Genomic DNA, 19,761 nt, shown 5'->3' on the forward strand with positions numbered 1-19,761 from the left:
TATCATAAAATTCCTGCTCCTTCAGATGGAGTGACAGGGATAAATTCGGGATGGATACCAAATTTTTTGAAATACGCTTTTTCTAAAGAATTTTGAAACTTTTCTATAGAGTTAGTTTTCAGTAAGTTAATGGTACAACCGCCAAAACCACCTCCCATCATTCTTGATCCCAAAACAAAATCCATTTTCCAGGATTCTTCCGCCAAAAAGTCAAGTTCGGCGCAACTCACCTCGTAATCTTTGCTTAAGCTTTCGTGTGAAGCTTTCATCAACTTTCCAAAATTGATTAAATCCCCATTCTTAAGGTATGTACCTGCTTCACGAACCCGGGAATCTTCCATAATCACATGTTTGGCTTTAGGAAAAAGTTCTGAAGGGAGCAATTTTTCTACTTCAGGCAGTTGATCAGTAGAAATGTCCCTTAAGGTTTTGATCCCGTGGAAATTACTTGAAAGAATTCTTACACTTTCTTCGCAGGCTGCTCTTCTTTTGTTGTAGGCTGAATCCGCGAGTTTATGTTTTACTTTGGTATTGACTAAAAGCAGACTAAAGTCTTTTAAATTAATTGGGATTTCTTCATGGGTATTGCTCCTACAGTCTAATAATAAGGCATGATTTTCTTTCCCAAAGGCTGAGGCATAGGGATCCATGATTCCACAGTTTAGCCCTTCAAAAAGATGTTCGGATTTTTGAGCATAAATAGCAATGGATCGTTTTGGGATTTTGAATGAAAATAATCCTGATAGTGCAGTTCCTATGCCTACTGATAGTGCAGCGGAAGAGGAAAGTCCAGATCCCACCGGGATATTTCCTCCAAATACCATGTTAAAGCCTTTTACGGGATATCCCGCTTGTTTCAGCTGGGCTACCATCCCCATGATGTAATTTGCCCAATGACCCTTTTTCGGTGAGAATGATTTGACATCAAATACAAAATCCTCCTTAAAATCAAATGAATGGACCCTAGCCGAATTTGAATCATTTTCTTGGACGGCTACCCAAATTCCCTGAGAAACTGCAGCGGGGAATACAAATCCTTCTTGATAATCCGTATGTTCACCGATCAGGTTAATTCTACCAGGTGCAAAGGCAAGAAGAGGCTCTTGAGAAAAAATCTCAACAAAGGACTTGGCTATACGTTCGCGCATTTATTTACTGATTTGCGTGGATTGTCTTGGAATAAGGGTTGTTTCCAATACGATTGAAATAGGATCATCTGAAGCGATCCCATCCAATTGGTCTAACAGGTGACTTACTGCAAGTTTACCCATTTCGTAACCTGGTTGAGAAACGGTGGTCAATGGGGGTTCAATCACTGCTGAAGTTGGGTTATTTGTAAAACCTGCTAACGCAATGTCTTGAGGGATTTTAATTCCTTGGCTTTTCCAATGAATTAATACCTCGACAGCTACGGGATCAATCATGCAAAACACTCCATCAGGTCTTTCCTTCATTTGCAGGATTTCTTCCGCTACAGCTATATTGCCTTCAGAGGTCAAATCAGTCACTTTGATCAAACTTGGGTCTTCAGCCACCCCAAATTCTGCTAAGGCCTTTAAATACCCTTCTTTTCTTTTTTTACTGATATATAAATCTTCAGGGCCAGATATATACATAACCCGCTTACATCCCACTTCCAAGAGATGTTTGGTTACTTGATAAGCTCCACCGACATCATTAAATGTAACTTTGGAGACAGGAATGTCTTCTTGCACCCTGTCAAAAAGTACAAATGGAATCTCTCGATTATAAAGTTCAAAAAGGTGCTCGTAATGGTTGGTCTCTCTGCTCAATGAGATTAATAGTGCATCTACTTGGCTGGCTACCAAGGTTTTGATATTGGCAATTTCCAACTCAAGATGTTCATTGGACTGACAAATCATTACATTGTATCCACGGACATTTGCTTGATCTTGAATACCACTGATACAGGATGCAAAGAAATGGGAAGTGATTTCAGGCACTATGACACCAAGGGTCTTGGTTCTGCTAATCCTTAAACTTTGGGCCAAAAGATTAGGTTGGTAATTCATCTCTTTCGCCATTTCCACAATCTTTCTCTTGGTCTCTGGATGTAATTCTGGAGAGTCTTTTAGCGCTCGGGAAATGGTGGAAACAGAAACTCCCAATTTCTTGGCAATTTCCTTCATGGTGACCTGATGCCCTTTTTTCATGATTAAATGTAGGTTAGCATGAATGCAACAAGATGCATTTCAGACAAAGATTAATTCGAAAGATACCATTTTACTCCTGGTAAACCGTAAATAAAACAGTTTCTCCGACCGCTTGCAAGGTTCTGCGGTCAATCAATTCCATATTATCGCTATGGGTATGGTGATAATGCCCAAACCCATAATCAGGAGAAAAGTCCAAAATATCGATCATAGGAATCCCTGCTTTGGTATTGACAAAGACGTGATCATCCAAGATTTCGGCAGCATCTCTATTCACAAAGAAATCTCCGTGTCCAATTTTGGCAGCATTATCCCAGACTTTCCTAAGGATGCCAGCGGCAAATTTTCTGCTATAGCCTTCTCTATAAAAATGTGCTCCCTTGGCACCTACCATATCCAATAGAATGCCATAATAAGCGGTATAATTAGGGATATGCTTATTTCCAGACCAATACTGAGAACCCAAGCACCACCAAAAATCTTGGGAAGTATTTCGGTAAGTAGTTTGATCCGGCTCTCCATCATCTTCACCATCAAACAGGATAAAGTCAATACCCACATCCGGTTTCAAATCTTGAGAATGGATAGTTCTTGCGATCTCCAGTAACACGCCAACTCCACTGGCTCCATCATTTGCTCCATCAATAGGTTGATCCATGTCTTGGGAATCCTTATCAGCAATCCTTCTACTATCCCAATGCGCAGATAGCATGATTCTTTTGGTTGCTGCGGGATTATAAGAGGCAATGATATTACTAAGATTCCAAGTAAGGTTATCGTAAGTCTTTGCCTCAAAATCCTGAGTTTGAACGCTCATTCCATAACTTTCAAATTTTGAAATGATCCAATCTTTGGTTTCCTGATGGCCAGGGGTCATTGGAACCCTAGGACCAAAATCCACTTGTTTCTGAATAAATGTATAGGCAGAATCCGATGAGAAGCTTGGGTAGGGTTTAACAGGAATCTCAGCTACGGTTTCGGTTTTCTTTTCTGGAGAGCTACAAGCCCAAGCTAAAATCAAAAGGGCAATGAGCCACAATTTATTCTTCATATGCCCAGTCAATTTTATTTTTCATGTCTTTTACGACAAAACCTATTTCTTTCAAACCAGCTCTGATTTCATCTACTTTTTCATAATCACGAGCAGTTTTAGCTTCTGTATATAAGTTGAGAAGCAAGGAAATCATCTGTTGTTGGGTATCGAATTTTTCTTCAAGTAATCCTAAAATATCTTCCACGAAGGTGATGAATGTTTGGATCAATAGATTGAATACCTCCTCACCCAAAGCAGCTGGTGGCAACTGGCCAGTATACATAGAATTAATCTTCTTCAATAAATTGAATAGATGACCAATGGCTTGTGCAGTGTTAAAGTCATCATCCATCGCTCTGTAAGCATTACTGATGCTGCTTTTAATTTGTTCCAATTGCTTTTCATCAATGGAAATATCCTCTGCGGGTTGGTATTTTAGCATTTTCGCTATTCTCAAGCCATTAATTAGCTTTTTATACCCCTTTTGCGCAGCCTTTAAGGCATCGTTGGAAAAGTCCAAAGTGGATCTATAATGTGCAGTCAGAATAAAATAGCGAATGGTCATTGGGCTATAAGCCTGCTCCAATAAGTCATGGTCTCCATTGAATAATTCCTGAAGAGTGATAAAGTTTCCTAAAGACTTACCCATCTTTTGACCATTGATGGTAATCATGTTGTTATGCATCCAGTAGTTTACTGGATCCTTATGATTGCATGCGTTTCCCTGAGCAATCTCACATTCGTGGTGAGGGAACATCAAGTCCATTCCGCCTCCATGGATATCGAAAGTTGTTCCTAGGTATTTTGAACTCATGGCTGTACACTCCAAATGCCATCCTGGAAAGCCTACTCCCCATGGAGAATCCCATTTCATCAGGTGTTCTGGGGCTGCATTTTTCCATAAGGCAAAATCTACGGGGTTCCTCTTTTCACTTTGCCCGTCAAGTTCTCGGCTCCCACTCATCAATTCATCGATTACTCTCCCTGAAAGTCGTCCATAAGGAGTTTTTTCATTGTATTTCAAGGTATCGAAATAGACCGACCCATTGACTTCATAAGCTAATCCTTCCTTCAAAATTGCTTCTACTAGGGCAATTTGCTCTGGAATATGACCGGTAGCTCTTGGTTCAATATTAGGTTTCCATGTATTCAATAAAGCCATGTCCCGGTGATAGGAATCCGTGTATTGCTGCGCAATTTCCATAGGTTCCAGTTGCTCCAGTTTGGCTTTTTTTGCGATTTTATCTTCACCTTCGTCTGCATCCCCCTGTAAATGCCCAACGTCCGTAATGTTTCGGACATATCTTACCCGATACCCTAAATGAGTTAAATAGCGATTGACCGTATCAAAGGTGATCGCTGGACGTGCATGACCCAAATGTGCGTCTCCATAAACGGTGGGGCCGCAGACATATAAACCTACAAATGGAGGATTAATTGCTTGGAAGTTCTCTTTCTTGCGGGAAAGAGTGTTGTATAGCTTTAATTGATGCGATTTCATAAGTCTTCAAAAGTACGAATTTGAGTCCGATAATTATTGGGTAACGTGATCCGTGTGATACGGTTCGGAATCGGGCTGCAAAATAGAATATTAGAACCGGAAATAAAGTATTATTTAAAATAGATAAGTCCTTGGTTTACCCAAAGTCTTTGAAATGTTTAAATTGAGTTAAAGAATCGGATAAGAATAAAAAGACCTCCTGATTTGAACTAATCAGGAGGTCTAGCTACTTAAATCTAATTACTTGATACTTTTTAGTGTTTAAAGTGTCTTACTCCTGTCATTACCATGGACATCCCGTGGTCGTTACAATAGTCGATGCTCAATTGGTCTTTGATGGATCCGCCAGGCTGAACCACTGCAGTGATTCCAGCTTTTCCGGCTATTTCCACACAGTCAGGGAATGGGAAGAAGGCATCAGAGGCCATTACCGCTCCTTTCAAATCAAAACCAAACTCATGCGCTTTCGTGATAGCTTGCTTTAATGCATCCACACGAGAGGTTTGTCCTACTCCTGAAGAAAACATTTGATTGTCGTTGCTCAAGATAATAGTGTTGGATTTGGTGTGCTTACAGATTTTAGCTGCAAATACCATCGCATCCATTTCTTTTTCAGTAGGAGTTTCCTGAGTGACTACTTTGAAATCAGCCTTTGTTTCAGTAGCAAGATCTTTGTCCTGTTCAATCACTCCGTTCAGAAGTGTTTTCATCATTTTAGTACCTGGAAGGTCGATTTTCTGACGAAGTAAAATTCTGTTTTTCTTTGAAGTCAATACTTCCAGAGCTTCCTCAGTAAATTCAGGAGCAATCAATACTTCGAAGAATAATGAATGCATTTCTTCTGCTGCTTCTTTGTCAACGGTTTGGTTGGTAACCAAAACACCCCCAAAAGCTGAAATGGTATCTGCTTGGAAAGCTTTTTGGTAGGCTTCTTTCACCGTTGGTGCTAGAGCTACACCACAGGCATTGGTATGCTTTAGGATCGCAAAAGCAGTTTCTCCTTTGAATTCAGCGATCAAGTTCACTGCTGCATCTACGTCCACCAAATTGTTGTAGGAAAGTTCTTTTCCATTCAATTGGTCAAATAGAGCATCCATGTCCCCATAGAAATGGGCCGCTTGATGGGGGTTTTCACCATATCGAAGTGCTTTTGCTTTGTTTTCAGATACTTTCAACGCTGGAATATTTTCAGCTCTGTTGAAGTAATTAAAGATATGTGTATCGTAATTGGAAGAAACTTGGAATGCTTGTGCAGCAAAATAACGACGGTCTTCCATCGTAGTTGCTCCGTCTTGGTCTGTTAATCTTTGCTCTAGCTCAGTGTATTGATCTTTAGAAGCAATAATGGTCACATCCTTAAAGTTTTTGGCAGCTGCCCTGATCAAAGAAATACCACCAATGTCGATCTTTTCGATGATGTCAGCTTCGGAAGCACCAGAGGCTACCGTTTCTTCGAAAGGATACAAATCCACTATCACCAAATCTATGGCAGGAATATCGTACTCTGCAGCCTGGGAAAGATCTCCATCATTATCTCTTCTATAAAGAATACCACCAAAGATTTTTGGGTGAAGGGTTTTTACTCTTCCACCAAAGATAGATGGATAGCTGGTCAATTCTTCAACAGGAACAACTGCTGCGCCTTGCTCTTCAATAAACTTTTGGGTACCACCGGTTGAATAGATGGTTACACCGTGTTTTTTTAATAGGGCAATGATAGGTTCGAGATTGTCTTTATAGAAGACAGAGATGAGGGCAGATTGAATTTTCTTTGTTGCCATTTGGGAATGGATTTGTTTGATTTCTAAAGGATAACCTTGTCCGCCAAAGCGGAATGCAAAGGTAGGAAAAAAGACCTAAAGGAGGAGTAATTAAAATATAATTTGGAGCAAACTCGAAAAAGGAAAAAGGATGGAGTTTTTCTATTGAAAATACTATTAATCTCGTATTGGATTAGAGTGTAAAAGGTTTTCGCCCTTATGCATTACGTGACTTCAGACGCTGGCCATCTTTTTTCTTAGTTTTTCCAATTAAAATAAACATCCTTATAACGCTTTGTTGCTAAGGTGAAAAAATAATCAAGTTTTTAAAATGGAAGTTTAAAAGAAAAAAGGTGCAGCTACCAATGAGTCGGGAACTGCACCTTTCGATTTTTAATCTGGACAAATTTAATCGTTGGCTGCTTTATAAATTGCATCAAGTAAGCTTCCAGCTTCTTTGGTGTCATTTCCAAGTTCCCAGAACATAATACCTCCTAATCCTTTTTTCATGGTGTATTCGGTTTTTAAGGCGACTGAAACCGTGTCATCATAGGAAACAAATAAGCTGTCCTCGGCATTGTACATGTAAGGTGATTTGGCTTTTTCATCCCAATAGCGTTTAAATTTGCCATCAGGTTCATAGTTGTCACGAATTTGATGATAAGCCATCCAACCTATATGTAAGCCCCCGCTCAATTGATAAAGTCCGTTGTTTGCAGGGGGAACACCTTTCCAAACTCTTCCATAAAATGCACTACCGATGACAATTTGTTTGGGATCCACACCTTCTTGAATTAGGAAGTCCACAATTTTTTCGGCTGATCTAGGGTCAGGGTCTAGGTTACCACCATTTTGGTATAAGCTATCTAAGTGTACTTGAAAAGGAGTTCCTTCAATATCTCCTTTTTTGACATCACCAAGAGGAGTATGATGTCCGGTATAAATTGAAACACCAGAAACTTGATCGTAAGTCATGACATTGGTATAGTCCGCATATTTCATGACTTCATTTACTTCAATGAAATCATAATAGCGTTTCCAACCCGCAGATGCAAAGGTTAAAATTTTCGGAGTTTCGAATTGATCCAGCATCTCTCTCAACCCTTTCATCAAGGCGGTGAAATTCTTGGTGTCTTCTGGTCTAGCCATGGTTCCTGCACCAGATATTCCTGGGTATTCCCAGTCCATGTCCATGCCATCAAGATTGTATTTTGCTATAAATTCTGAAGCACTCTTGATGAATTTAGTTCGGCTTTCTTCGGTCAAAGCCATATCAGAGAATCCATCAGCTCCCCAACCTCCGCAGGCAATCATAACTTTCAAATCAGGATTACGCTCTTTTTGCTTGACCAATGCTTCCAATTTAGGTCCTGCTGAATCTTCATTTCTAAATTTCATTTCACCATCGATGACATTGGTAAATGAATAAATGATATGGGTCAGCTTTTCAACAGGAATTTTTCCAGGTTGATAATCACGTTCGGCAACATAATAAGCCATAATTACAGGATCAGAAGTAAGTATCCCTGTGTTTTGTGATGTTTCCTGCTCATTTTCGATTGGAGCCGAGCAACTCAAAATGAGTGTCAATAGAAAAATAAAAGAGAGGTAAGTGCTTTTCAATGTGGTCAGGTTTTATACTTAATTAATAATTTTTATTAAGTAGCAATTACTTAAATTAAATTCTTTTTTAATAATGAAGAGGGAAAAAGATATTGTTAAAGGCTAGAATTTATTGTTTCAGAGTATTGGCTGAGTCTAGATGCTTTATAATGAGTGGGTTTGAAACGACCTCTTCCTCTATCTAATATATAAAGATAGCCCCACATAGGTGTTAAATGAAATCTTGAGAAGTATTCTATAGTATTCAGATAAATAGCTGATTAATATCATGATTTCACCCCTTTTGCATCATGAACAGCTCGCCTCAAAATGGGTAAATTGAATCATTCATTTTGGTTTAGGCAACAGGGATTATGAATGATCTAGTGATTTCTTTTGAAACAATTGAGATTGGAGATGTTCCTAAAGTGGGAGGGAAAAATGCTTCACTTGGAGAGATGTACCAAAAGCTGACTCCCTTAGGAATTCGCATTCCCAATGGTTTCGCAGTGACAGCGGCAGGGTACAGACTTTTTTTAAAAGAAAATAAGCTCAGTCAATCCATTCAGGAAAAGCTTTCCAAATTGGATTTAGATAATTTTTCCAATCTCCGGGAAGTTTCAAGGGAAATCAAGTCCTTGATTTTGCATGGCAAGATACCTGATGATTTAGCTAAAGAAATTGTTCATTCCTACCAAAGCCTGGGAGGGTCGAATCGAATCAATCCTGATGTGGCAGTGAGAAGTAGCGCGACTGCGGAAGACCTGCCCGGAGCTAGTTTTGCAGGGTTACACGAATCGTTTTTAAATATCAATGGGGAGCAGGAATTGTTGAAAGCGGTCCGTTCCTGTTTTGCCTCCTTATATAACGGAAGAGCTATCAAGTACCGTCATGACAAAGGTTTTGACCATCTGGAAATAGCCCTTTCAGTGGGAGTTCAATTGATGGTGCGAGCTGACAAGGCCAGTAGTGGTGTATGTTTTTCCATAGATCCTGAATCAGGTTTTACTCAATCGGTTTTGATAACAGGTTGTTGGGGATTAGGGGAAAATATCGTGCAAGGAGCGGTCATTCCTGATGAGTTTTTGGTATTTAAGCCAAGTATTGAAAAAGGTAAAAGAGCCATTCTTTCCAAAAAAGTAGGGTCAAAGACCAAAACCATGATTTATTCCGAGAATGGGGGAGTAGTCAATCTGGATACTAGTAAAGAGAAGCAAAAAGCTTTTGTCTTGAATGATGAGGAAATTGAAATTCTGGGTCAATGGGCAATCAAGATTGAGAATCATTACGGTATGCCTATGGACATTGAATGGGCAAAAGATGGACTTTCAGGTGACTTATTTATTGTGCAGGCTAGACCGGAAACAGTGCATGCTGATAAAGATCCTTACCTTCTGAAGGAATATGCCCTTATAGAAAAAGGGGAATTGCTTTGTTCGGGATATGCTATTGGAGGTGGAATTACCTCTGGCAAAGTAAAAGTCATTTTTTCACCTTCTGAAGCAGATCAATTGGAAGAAGGTGACATTTTGGTCACTGAGATTACCAACCCAGATTGGGATCCTGTTATGAAAAAAGCAGGAGCAATCATTACCACAAAGGGAGGGCGGACAAGTCATGCCGCGATTGTTGCTAGAGAAATGGGGGCTTTGGCAATCGTAGGGGCAGAAGAAGCCTTAGAAACACTGAGCAATGGGGAAGTGGTAACCTTGGATAATTCATCGGGGAAAATTGGGAAAGTGTATGGAGGAAAGCTTAAATGGAAGACCACAGAACATGACTTTCATGGATTGACTCTTCCAAAAACCAAACCCATGTTTATTTTGGCTGATCCGGATAAAGCTTTTAATCTTTCTTTTTTTCCAAACCAAGGAGTAGGCCTAATGCGGATGGAATTTGTAGTGAACAATAGCATCCGGATCCATCCAATGGCCTTGGTGAATTTTGACCAGTTGAAGGATAAAAAAGAGCAAGTATTGATCGAGGAATTATGTGAAGGTTATTCTGATAAAAAAGAATATTTCATTGATAAACTATCCCAAGCTATTGGAACCATATCCGCTGCATTCTATCCAAAAGATGTGATTTTAAGAATGAGCGACTTCAAATCAAATGAATATGCCAATTTAATCGGGGGACATCAATTTGAATTTGATGAGGAAAACCCCATGATTGGATTTCGGGGTGCTTCCCGATATTACCATGAGCGTTACCGGAATGGATTTGCTTTAGAGTGCGCCGCAGTTAAAAGGGTGAGAGATGAAATGGGGTTGGAAAATTTAAAGGTGATGATTCCTTTTTGCCGTACACCTGAAGAAGGGCGAAGAGTGGTCCATATTCTTCAAGAGGAAGGAATCAAGCAGGGAGAAAATGGATTGGAGATTTATGTGATGGCGGAGATTCCATCCAATGTGATCTTGGCACAGGAGTTTTCGGAGATTTTTGATGGGTTTTCCATTGGATCCAATGATTTAACCCAACTGACTTTGGGAGTAGATAGGGATTCAGAGGTGTTGAGCGAACTATTTGAAGAGCAGAATCCAGCCGTCAAATGGATGATATCAGAAGTGATTCGTGTGGCCAGAAAGGAGGGAAAGAAAATTGGATTATGTGGACAGGCTCCCAGCGACAATCCTACTTTTGCGCGATTTTTAATTGCTCAAGGAATAGATAGTATTTCTTTTAATCCGGATGCATTACTAAAAGGTATTGAGAATATGATCCAAGCAGAAACCCAAAATAAAACACACAAAAATGAAAAAGTTAGAAAATAAAACGGCGATTGTCACCGGTGCAGCTTCTGGTATGGGAAAAGCAATTGCTAGATTGTTTGCCTTAAATGGAGCAAAAGTAGTGGTGGTGGACTTAAACCCTGATGATGCAATGGATACTGCAGAAATGATCCGGATGGAAGTTGGCCATGCCATTGGGTTAAAATGTGATGTGTCTAATGAGATTCAGGTCAAAAAAATGGTTCATGCTGCCCAATTGGAATTTGGTTCCATTGATATCCTTGTCAATAATGCAGGAATTATGGATGATTTTACTCCATTGGATAAAGTGACGAATGAACGTTGGGATAAAGTGATGGGAGTCAATATTAATGGCCCTTTTTATATATCAAGAGAGGCAATTGTTCCTATGTTGAAGCAGGGAAAAGGTGTGATGATTCATATTTCATCAATAGGGGGAACACATGGAGCAAGAGCTGGTCTAGCTTATACAACTTCAAAGCATGCCCTGATAGGAATGAGCAGAAATATAGGATTCATGTATGCGAAAAAAGGGATTAGAAGCAACGTCATTGCACCTGGAGGAGTCAATACCAATATCATGCAAAATGCTTTGCCCGATGAAGAAGGAGCCAAGCTTTGCAGTTCAGGGGCAGCATCCATGCCCAGAATGGGAGAACCTGAGGAGATTGCAAAAATTGCGTTATTTCTAGCAAGTGAAGACTCCTCCTTTGTCAATGGAGAAGTTTTAACCGCAGATGGAGGATGGACTGCTTATTAAATGGACTGTCTGTTGTGGTTATCCTTTAATGATGGTAGTTAAGAATGATTGAATTGCTTCTGATCTACCTAATGGTTCTAATAAGCAAACAATCAGGTTGATAGCAACTGCCAAATAAGTAGCAGGATGCTTTAGTTTGTTAAATTTCCAAGCTGCAAGTAACAATATACCGATGATGATTGCTTGTGTTAGATATAAGGATGGCATTATTGGAATGTTTGGCCAATCATCAATCATGATTCCAATATGAACATTCTGAATTCCTCGTCCCAGTGCAGGCATCATGATCAAGAATACGGTAGAAGTTAACCACCACGCATGATCTTCCAAGGATTTTCTAGTGAGTATACTTTTTATGACAGCATAAATAAATGCCAAGATCATGATGATTTCAACAGATGCAACCCCGTAGAAAAACCAAGGTTCAAAAGGACCAAATCGATCTGGTTCTGTCATAGATAATTGGGCGGTTCTAATGTCTCTATACATCATGCTAAAGGCAGTAATCCCTACACCTCCTGCTAGGAACATTCCAATAATGCCATTGGTGCGATGTTTCTCCAGCATACCATGGGTAGCATAGTAGGGTTGGATGATGAGGTAGATATACCAAATGGTTCCAGTGATGTAATGAATATGGACAGACCAAGCGTTTTCAGTAAAATCACCCCAATAGTCTCTGAAAATCCCCAACTGCATTAACACTAAAGGGATAATCATCCATTTATGCAAACTTTTATACTTTTCCATTCTCACGAAATATTTTGGTGATTAAACTAAAAAGGAATCTAAACATGGACCCCATACTTCTTGCTAGAGGGTACATATCGTGATACCACGTAATGTTCCTAATTGATTAAGCAGGTATTTGAAAGTTGGATAGTTTTCGGGATTGGAAAAAAGCTTAATCAATAAAAATTTGATCTTTTAAAATAAGCAGAAAATGTAATTATTCAAATAATGAATTGTAATTAAAAAATTAATTATATACTTAAGCCATTGGATGATATTGGTTTTTCAAATGCTATTTTAACATCAGAATGTTTTTACTTTCCACGTCAACTAGTTGAATGAGATTGGAGGAATTCTATTGAAACACTTGTTATTCCGAATTAATGAGATAAATGGTAATAAGCGATTGGAAAAGGTTTAAAAATAAGTGTTTGGGGCTCGTTTCAAATTGAAAGAAGGTATTCAGGATAACTATCTTTTTACAGTCTTTTCTCCTTCTCTGTAGTTCTCCAATAAAAGGTTCAATTCCTCTACCTTTTCGGGGAAATCTCCATACAGATTATTCTTTTGTTCTGGGTCTTCGTTCATATTGAATAATAATCCGGGAGTATTGAAGTCTGAATATCCTCTCAATTCTGCAAAATCTTCAGGTATTTTTCTATGTCCTCCAGTAGAGTCATTGATAAAAAGCCAATCTCCTTTTCGGATTCCCCAGATCGAAGCATAGGTATTATGAATGGTAGCTTCCCTCAAAGGGGATTGATACGGCTCTTCTTTCCAAACAGGCAGAAAATTATAGCTATCAGGAGCAGCGTCTTGGGGAAGTGTAATTTCTGCAGCCTCTGCCAGAGTAGCCATCAGGTCAATTTGGGAAATTAATTCAGTCGATACTGTTCCAGCTTTGATTTTACTCGGCCATTTTACAATCATGGGAACGTGATGGCCTCCCTCCCAAACATCTCTTTTCAATCCTCTATATTCACCCATGCTGAAATGTTTATATTCTAAAGCTCGATCCCAGGCATAATGTTCAGGTCCATTGTCAGAACTAAAAATCACAATGGTATTCTCTTCCAATCCATTTTCTTTCAGAGCCTTTAAAACTTGTCCAGCTACCCAGTCTGTTTGTACCACAAAATCTCCATATCCTCCAGCCTGTGATGTTCCATCAAATTCTTCATTTGGTATGATAGGAGCATGTGGCGAAGGCAATGCAAAAAATAAGAAAAAGGGTTGGTCTTGACTCTGATTGCCAATCCATTCCAGAGTCTTTTGGGTCAAGGTGGGTAATACCTCATATGGGTTCCAATCTTTTACTTTTGGACCAACCCGGAATTCCCAATTACCTTCCTTTGTTTCAAACCCCACTTGATTAAATTCCATCAGTTCAGTTGGGGCTTCCAGGAAACGATTATTTTCTATCCAGGCATAGGGAGGAAAGTTAATAGTGCCATCTCCAAAATAATAGTCAAATCCTCGATCTGTTGGTCCTCCAGCGATTGGCTTAGTCCAATCAATATCCTCAGGAAGTACTTGGTTTGGGTTGTTAATTTGACCAGTTGAATCATTTTTTGATACCCAATTCCAACCAAGATGCCATTTCCCGATAGCTGCAGTGGTATAACCTTTTGTTTTTAAAAGTTGGGGTAGTGTGATATCTGAGTCGTTAAAGAATGGTTTGCCAAAAGCCCCGACAATTTCGTGCTGTCTGCGCCAATGATACATTCCTGTAAGTAGTGCAAATCTGCTTGGAGAACAAATTCCTGAGGAGCTATGTGCATCTGTAAAACGCATGCCTTCTGCAGCTAGTTGATCTAGGGATGGAGTAGGGATTTTAGAAGTTGGGTTTTGAATGTTCAAGTCCCCATAGCCCATATCATCTGCATAGATAATGACGATGTTTGGAAGTGGATTTTTTTTGGTGCCACAGCTTATGGTAATTAGAAAAAAAACGATGGATAAAAATGTAATTGGCTTACGCATACCTTAAATAAGGCTAGATGTATAGTTTTAATATATCGAGTTGGAGTTAGGTTTAATTTGAGTTTTTGGTTCAAAGTAACCCTTCAATCACTTTTGGAAAATATTTGTGTTCCAATTCATGTACTTTGGCAGCAATACTGTCGGGAGTGTCCAATTCATCAATAGCCGTGTGGGCTTGAAAAATTATTTTCCCTTCGTCATAATTTTCATTGACCAAATGGATGGTAATGCCGGTTTCTTTCTCTCCAGCTGCTTTTACAGCCTCATGAACATGAGCACCGTACATGCCTTTTCCTCCATATTTAGGAAGTAATGCTGGATGAATATTAACCATGTGATCTGGAAACGCTCGGGTAAGAGCATCTGGAATTTTTAGGAGGAATCCTGCCAAAATCACCCAATCAATTTGTTCTTCTTCCAGTTTTTTAAGCAAAATACCTTCCTCCATTTCTTTCTTTGTAAAGGTGAAGGTGGGGACCTGAAACTTCTTTGCCCGTTCTAGTACATATGCACCTGCCTTGTTTGATGCAACCAAAACTACTTTTCCTTTTTCAGAGTTTTGAAAATGCTCCATGATTTTTTCGGCATTGCTACCACTTCCTGATGCTAATATGGCAAGACGTTTCAAGGGCTTTTGGTTTTATTCGATTACTGCGAAATTAAGGGAATTCTCTCGGAAAGGAGCGAAGGGGCTGGTTGTTTTTTAAAGAAATGGATGGAAAAGGAAAGATATTCAGATGGCGGCCAACTAAAATAAGAGGTTATATTTGTTTAGTTTATGATCTGAACTTTCATGCTTTTGGTAGTTGATTCTTCGGTCTCCTAATAATAAAATAGAAAAGTGACCGACTGTAAATTGTTACCTGATCCCTGCAATTTAATCCCTCACTTGTCCATTTCCTCGAATGACCCATTTGTAGCTACAAAGCTCTTTCAAGGCCATTGGCCCTCGGGCATGTAGCTTTTGAGTGCTGATACCAATTTCCGCCCCTAGTCCAAATTGAGCTCCATCCGTAAAAGCAGTGGAGGTGTTTTCGTATACGGCGGCGGCATCTACTTCCAAAAGGAAACGATTGATGTGTTCTTGAGTATTCGATACAATGGCTTCCGAATGTTTGGAAGAATAAATAGCGATATGGTCCAAGGCCTCATCTAAATTCGACACGGTTTTAATTGCCATTTTTAAACTGAGAAACTCCGTTCCAAAATGGGACTCGTCTGCTAAAGAAATGAGCTCGTGTTTATGAAGGGCCTCCCTGGATTTTTGGTCTGCAAACACCTGTACCTCTTTTTGGAGAAGTGGAGCTATCAATTCATTGAGATTTGGAAGAATAGACTCATGGACAATCAGGCAGTCCAACGAATTACAAACACTTGGTCTTCTGGTTTTACTATTGAGAATAATCGCTGCAGCTTTTTCTAAATCTGCAGATTCGTCCACATAAGTATGAACAATTCCTGCCCCCGTTTCGATAACTGGGACTTTTGCATTTTCTCTGACAAAATTAATCAAACCCTGAGATCCTCTAGGGATAATAACATCCACAAAGTGTACTGCTTCCAATAAGGCTTTGGTGGAAGCTCTTTCCGGTGGCAAAAGCTGAAAGGCGGAAACAGGCAACCCATGATTTTCAAGTACCTGATGAATAAGGCTCATAATTGCTCTGTTGGAATGATCCGCATCAGAACCTCCTTTTAATACCAAGCCATTTCCAGATTTAAGTGCCAATGAAAAAACATCAAAGGTCACATTAGGTCTGGCCTCATAGATGATCCCTATTACACCAAGTGGAACTGTTATTTTTTGTAAGTCCAAACCATTTTCAAGGGTTTTGCTTTCCAACACCTGATGCAATGGACTAGGTAACGCGCTGACTTGAACCAGTTCGCCTGCAATCCCCGCGATACGTTCTTCTGTCAACAATAAACGATCATACATGGGGTTTTCGGGATCCATTCTTTGAAGATCTTTCTCATTTTCCTCGAGAAGAAAAGGAGCATTTTCGACAGCAAGTACTGCTAAATTATGGAGCACAAAATTGACTTGATCATTCGTGATGCCAGTCAGTTTTCTTGCACCCTTTTTTACTTCTTCAAAAATATGTTGGTACTCAGTCATAATCGAAAATATAGAGGTAATCGTAATGGATCAATGCTTTTTGGTTTTTTTGACCTATTCTTTCCAAGGCCAATTTGCTGGAGTATTCTGCTCTTCCTAGACCTATTTTTTCTCCTGTTTCATCTTTGATGACCAAGATGTCTCCTTTGGAAAATTCTCCTATTATTTGGGTGATCCCAATGGGCAGTAGGCTTCGAATTACTTCCGAATGGAGTGAGTTTTTGGCCCCTTCATTCACTATAAGTTCTCCTTTGTAATATTCAGTTCCATGTGCCAACCATTTTTTTACTCCTTGTTTTGCCCTCTTTGGTTCAAACCAAGTACAACGGAGTTTTTGGGAGGCAAATTCGTCTAACACTCCATCTTTTTTACCATTCGCAATGATTACCTGAATTCCCAAATTGGCAGATTTTTTTGCCATGGCGTATTTGGTGAGCATACCTCCTCTCCCAAAAGAGGATTTGGTTGCGGAAATATACTTACTCACTTCCGGTAAGGTGGAAGAGACTTTTTCAATGAGTTTAGAGGATGGGTCTGAAGGGTTTCCTGTAAATATGCCATCAACATTGGTTAACAGTAGCAGTGAATCGGCATTGATCATAGCTGCTGCTAAGCTTGCCAGTTCATCATTATCCGTAAACATCAATTCTGTGATGGTAACAGTGTCATTTTCGTTGATAATAGGAAGAATCCCTTGAGAGAGCAATGCCTGAATACAGTTTTTCATATTTAGAAAATGCTTTCTGTCCCGGAAATCCTCCTTTGTTACTAGGATCTGTGCCACCTCTTGACCATGTTTTTCGAACAGGTTCTGGTATTGATTGATCAGCCTTACTTGACCAGTGGAAGACCAAATTTGTTTTTTAAAAACCGGGTTTAATTTTTTGGAAAGGGGGATGGCTTGTCTGCCGAAAGCTACTGCACCTGAACTAACCAGTACTACCTTTTTGCCAGACTTGATGAGTCGTTGAATTTGATTCACCAATTCCTCCATCCGTATCAAATCAGGAAGTCCGTTTTCCTGAGTCAATACATTGGACCCTATTTTGATCACTAGAAGTTTGCTGTTGAGCATAATCTAAAAATTTGCCCGAAAATAGGGAAGTTGGAAGGGAATTGCTAAGAATTAATGAATGGAGATTTTTTGAATTGTAGTATTAGAAGGAAGTATTTGAATTAAAAACCATGTAAAAAGATTGGAATGGGTGTAATAACCGCCAAAAACAACTTTGAGCAATTTGCTTGACTAAAGCAATCCCATACTTAAGGTTCCTACTAGCATCAGGATTTTTGCAAAAGCACTGAGCTGGGTAAATTGAGATTTTCTGTCCGCATAATAAATCCGGTACATAAACAAGCCAAAGAAAATTCCCATCACTCCAAAATAATAGAATAAGTTGGGTGAATTGATTTTAATGGCTACGATTAAGATGGAGATGACAAAAGACAGAGCAATGGCAAAAATCACCTTTTTTGTATTGTGAAAGCCAATCACAATGGGTAAGGTTCTGCAGCCATGTTTACGATCCCCAGGCCGATCTTCAATATCCTTTAGGATTTCTCTAATCAAGTTCAAAAAGAAAGCAAAAATCGCATAAGTTAAAATGAGCAATTCCGACTTCTGGTAATAGATGGCAATCATATAAATAGTAGCCCCAGTCAAGAAAGCAACGGAAAGATTCCCAATAAATGGTTCTCTTTTCAGCCTATTACTATAGAGCCAAAGTAGAAATGCTGCAAAGAAATTCACCATACCGATGTAGGGAGACACTAAAAATCCTAAACCTATTCCTGCGAAGTTAAGAATGGTATGTAGGAATATCACTACTCTTCTTTTGATTCCTTTACCCACGACTACTTCATTCGGGCGGTTGACATAGTCAATTTTCACATCATAGTAATCATTGATCATATAACCTGCCGCAGCAATTATAACCGTAGAAATCACCATTAGATAAAGATGGTAATCCTTAAGCACGGGAAGACCTGAATTGGTGGTGTTTACCAAAAAATAGGCTGTCATAATTTGGGCAAATGCAACCATGAGCAAGTTGATAGGCCTGCTTATTCGAAATAAACCTCCGAATGAAATGGTCCGGTCCATGCTTATTGCATCCATACTCCAAAAATAGCTTAATTCATTTCATTAACTCACTATTTACTAAGGGAATACTAAGAAAACGGTTCCCTAATTTTCAAGGTTTTTAAATTTCGGATTTATTATCAGTTAAGTTTCTATTCGTGAGGTTCTTAAGTTCGGTATTTTCAAAAGTCAGGGTTTATGCAGTAGAAAGTTACTCCTTGGTAAAAGTGACTGAGCTTTGTCTTGTTCTATTAACTTGTAATTGCAATACATCTGGCCTGGAATAATGCCCCACTGGATCAAAGTTTTGTCTTTCTTCTAATACTCGGTTAAAGTCTAAAGTTTGTATCAAGAGGCCTTCTTGAAAGGGAACTGGTTCTAGTATCCATTTTCCATCTGGCCCAGCAATGCAAGAACCTCCATCTGCCAAAACTACGGGTGAATTTTCTAATATGGTTTTCAAATGTGGGGTGTCTTTCGGAAAATCTGTTGTCCTCATTAAGCTGGAAACTGAAATAACATAAGATCTACTTTCCTGTGCAATCATTCTGGTGATATTTTCTGTGTTTCTTACAGCTCCTGGCCATACGGCAATGTGAAGATTCTCTCCTAATCCGTAAAGGGCTGTCCTTGCTAGAGGCATCCAATTTTCCCAGCAATTAAGTCCTCCAACTGTAAACTCCTTCAAGGGGTGAACCTGAAGTCCATTGCCATCCCCAGGGGACCAAGTTAATCGTTCTTCATAGGTAGGCTGGAGTTTTCGGTGCACTGATTTGATTTCACCTTGTTGATTTATATAAACCAAACTACAATAGATGCTGTGTCCTCCACGATCCGTTGGTTTTTCGATGATTCCTAGATAGATAGCTATTTCATGCGTTTTAGCGAGTTCTTGGATTTCAGAAAGGTCTCCTGATTCTATCTGAACAGCATTTCGCAAGTAGTGTGCATGTATTTCTTTTTGGGTTTGGTTATCCCAAGCTGATCCATTGGTAATGGACAACCAAAATGGATATCCTGGCACAAGCCCTTCTCCGAAGATGATTAATTCACAGTTTTTTTCTGCAGCTTCTAGGATAGCTATTTTGACTTTTTCTAAAGTTTGATGTTTGTCCAGCCATACAGGGGCAATTTGAGCCAATGCTACAGTTAATAAGTTTTTCATACAAAAGCTTTTGCATGAAAATAATAGAATAGGAATTGAAATGCATTGGAAAATGACCAAAACAAAAAAAGCGACCCATTTTTGGGCCGCATTTTT

Annotated in this window: 15 protein-coding genes; 2 read left to right on the plus strand and 13 right to left on the minus strand. The window is 39.4% G+C overall.

Annotated features, from left to right (window positions below):
• Nucleotides 1–2 precede the first annotated feature (2 nt).
• From galK to BUR11_RS17850, 6 genes are all read right to left on the minus strand, one after another.
• Nucleotides 3–1,148, minus strand: coding sequence for a galactokinase (galK, locus tag BUR11_RS17825; RefSeq protein ID WP_074226372.1), 1,146 nt, complete (start codon nt 1,146–1,148; stop codon nt 3–5).
• Nucleotides 1,149–2,174: a LacI family DNA-binding transcriptional regulator gene (locus BUR11_RS17830; RefSeq protein ID WP_074226373.1), complete on the minus strand. Its 1,026-nt coding sequence runs from the start codon at nt 2,172–2,174 to the stop codon at nt 1,149–1,151.
• Nucleotides 2,175–2,244: 70 nt separating this feature from the next.
• A complete protein-coding gene (locus BUR11_RS17835; protein WP_074226374.1) occupies nt 2,245–3,225 on the minus strand; it encodes a M28 family peptidase in 981 nt (326 codons plus the stop codon).
• A complete protein-coding gene (cysS, locus tag BUR11_RS17840; protein WP_074226375.1) occupies nt 3,215–4,708 on the minus strand; it encodes a cysteine--tRNA ligase in 1,494 nt (497 codons plus the stop codon). The genes BUR11_RS17835 and cysS overlap by 11 nt, the downstream gene beginning before the upstream one ends.
• A gap of 254 nt (nt 4,709–4,962) precedes the next feature.
• A complete protein-coding gene (gene purH / locus BUR11_RS17845) occupies nt 4,963–6,489 on the minus strand; it encodes a bifunctional phosphoribosylaminoimidazolecarboxamide formyltransferase/IMP cyclohydrolase (RefSeq protein WP_074226376.1) in 1,527 nt (508 codons plus the stop codon).
• A 387-nt stretch (nt 6,490–6,876) separates the two neighbouring features.
• Nucleotides 6,877–8,091 carry a glycoside hydrolase family 18 protein gene (locus BUR11_RS17850; protein ID WP_234982195.1) on the minus strand — a complete coding sequence of 405 codons (1,215 nt, stop codon included), beginning with the start codon at nt 8,089–8,091 and terminating at the stop codon, nt 6,877–6,879.
• Between the two features lie 353 nt (nt 8,092–8,444).
• Here BUR11_RS17850 and ppsA point away from each other — a divergent pair, with 353 nt between their 5' ends.
• Both ppsA and BUR11_RS17860 read left to right on the plus strand, forming a co-directional pair.
• Nucleotides 8,445–10,844 (plus strand): phosphoenolpyruvate synthase, encoded by a 2,400-nt coding sequence (gene ppsA, locus BUR11_RS17855; protein WP_074226377.1) that lies wholly within the window; start codon nt 8,445–8,447, stop codon nt 10,842–10,844.
• On the plus strand, nt 10,825–11,583 hold the full coding sequence (locus BUR11_RS17860; RefSeq protein WP_074226378.1) for a glucose 1-dehydrogenase: 759 nt from the start codon (nt 10,825–10,827) through the stop codon (nt 11,581–11,583). The genes ppsA and BUR11_RS17860 overlap by 20 nt, the downstream gene beginning before the upstream one ends.
• Nucleotides 11,584–11,601: 18 nt before the next feature.
• Here BUR11_RS17860 and BUR11_RS17865 read toward each other — a convergent pair whose 3' ends face one another.
• The 7 genes from BUR11_RS17865 to BUR11_RS17895 form a co-directional block, all read right to left on the minus strand.
• Entirely contained in the window at nt 11,602–12,333 is a 732-nt protein-coding gene (locus BUR11_RS17865) for a hypothetical protein (protein ID WP_074226379.1), read from the minus strand.
• Nucleotides 12,334–12,786: 453 nt separating this feature from the next.
• The gene (locus BUR11_RS17870; protein ID WP_074226380.1) at nt 12,787–14,298 is read right to left on the minus strand and encodes a sulfatase family protein; all 1,512 of its coding nucleotides are present in this window, start codon (nt 14,296–14,298) and stop codon (nt 12,787–12,789) included.
• A gap of 70 nt (nt 14,299–14,368) precedes the next feature.
• Nucleotides 14,369–14,926, minus strand: coding sequence for a phosphoribosylglycinamide formyltransferase (gene purN, locus BUR11_RS17875; protein WP_074226381.1), 558 nt, complete (start codon nt 14,924–14,926; stop codon nt 14,369–14,371).
• 249 nt (nt 14,927–15,175) lie between these two features.
• Nucleotides 15,176–16,417: a glutamate-5-semialdehyde dehydrogenase gene (locus tag BUR11_RS17880; protein ID WP_074226382.1), complete on the minus strand. Its 1,242-nt coding sequence runs from the start codon at nt 16,415–16,417 to the stop codon at nt 15,176–15,178.
• Nucleotides 16,410–17,492: a glutamate 5-kinase gene (gene proB, locus BUR11_RS17885; RefSeq protein WP_074226383.1), complete on the minus strand. Its 1,083-nt coding sequence runs from the start codon at nt 17,490–17,492 to the stop codon at nt 16,410–16,412. Before proB ends, BUR11_RS17880 begins: the two co-directional genes overlap by 8 nt.
• Before the next feature lie 171 nt (nt 17,493–17,663).
• Entirely contained in the window at nt 17,664–18,536 is an 873-nt protein-coding gene (locus BUR11_RS17890; protein ID WP_234982196.1) for a geranylgeranylglycerol-phosphate geranylgeranyltransferase, read from the minus strand.
• 175 nt (nt 18,537–18,711) lie between these two features.
• Complete coding sequence (locus BUR11_RS17895) at nt 18,712–19,665, minus strand: carbon-nitrogen hydrolase family protein (protein ID WP_074226384.1); 954 nt, start codon at nt 19,663–19,665, stop codon at nt 18,712–18,714.
• Nucleotides 19,666–19,761: the final 96 nt, after the last annotated feature.

It is taken from the genome of Algoriphagus halophilus (assembly GCF_900129785.1).
In the GTDB taxonomy this organism is placed as follows: domain Bacteria; phylum Bacteroidota; class Bacteroidia; order Cytophagales; family Cyclobacteriaceae; genus Algoriphagus; species Algoriphagus halophilus.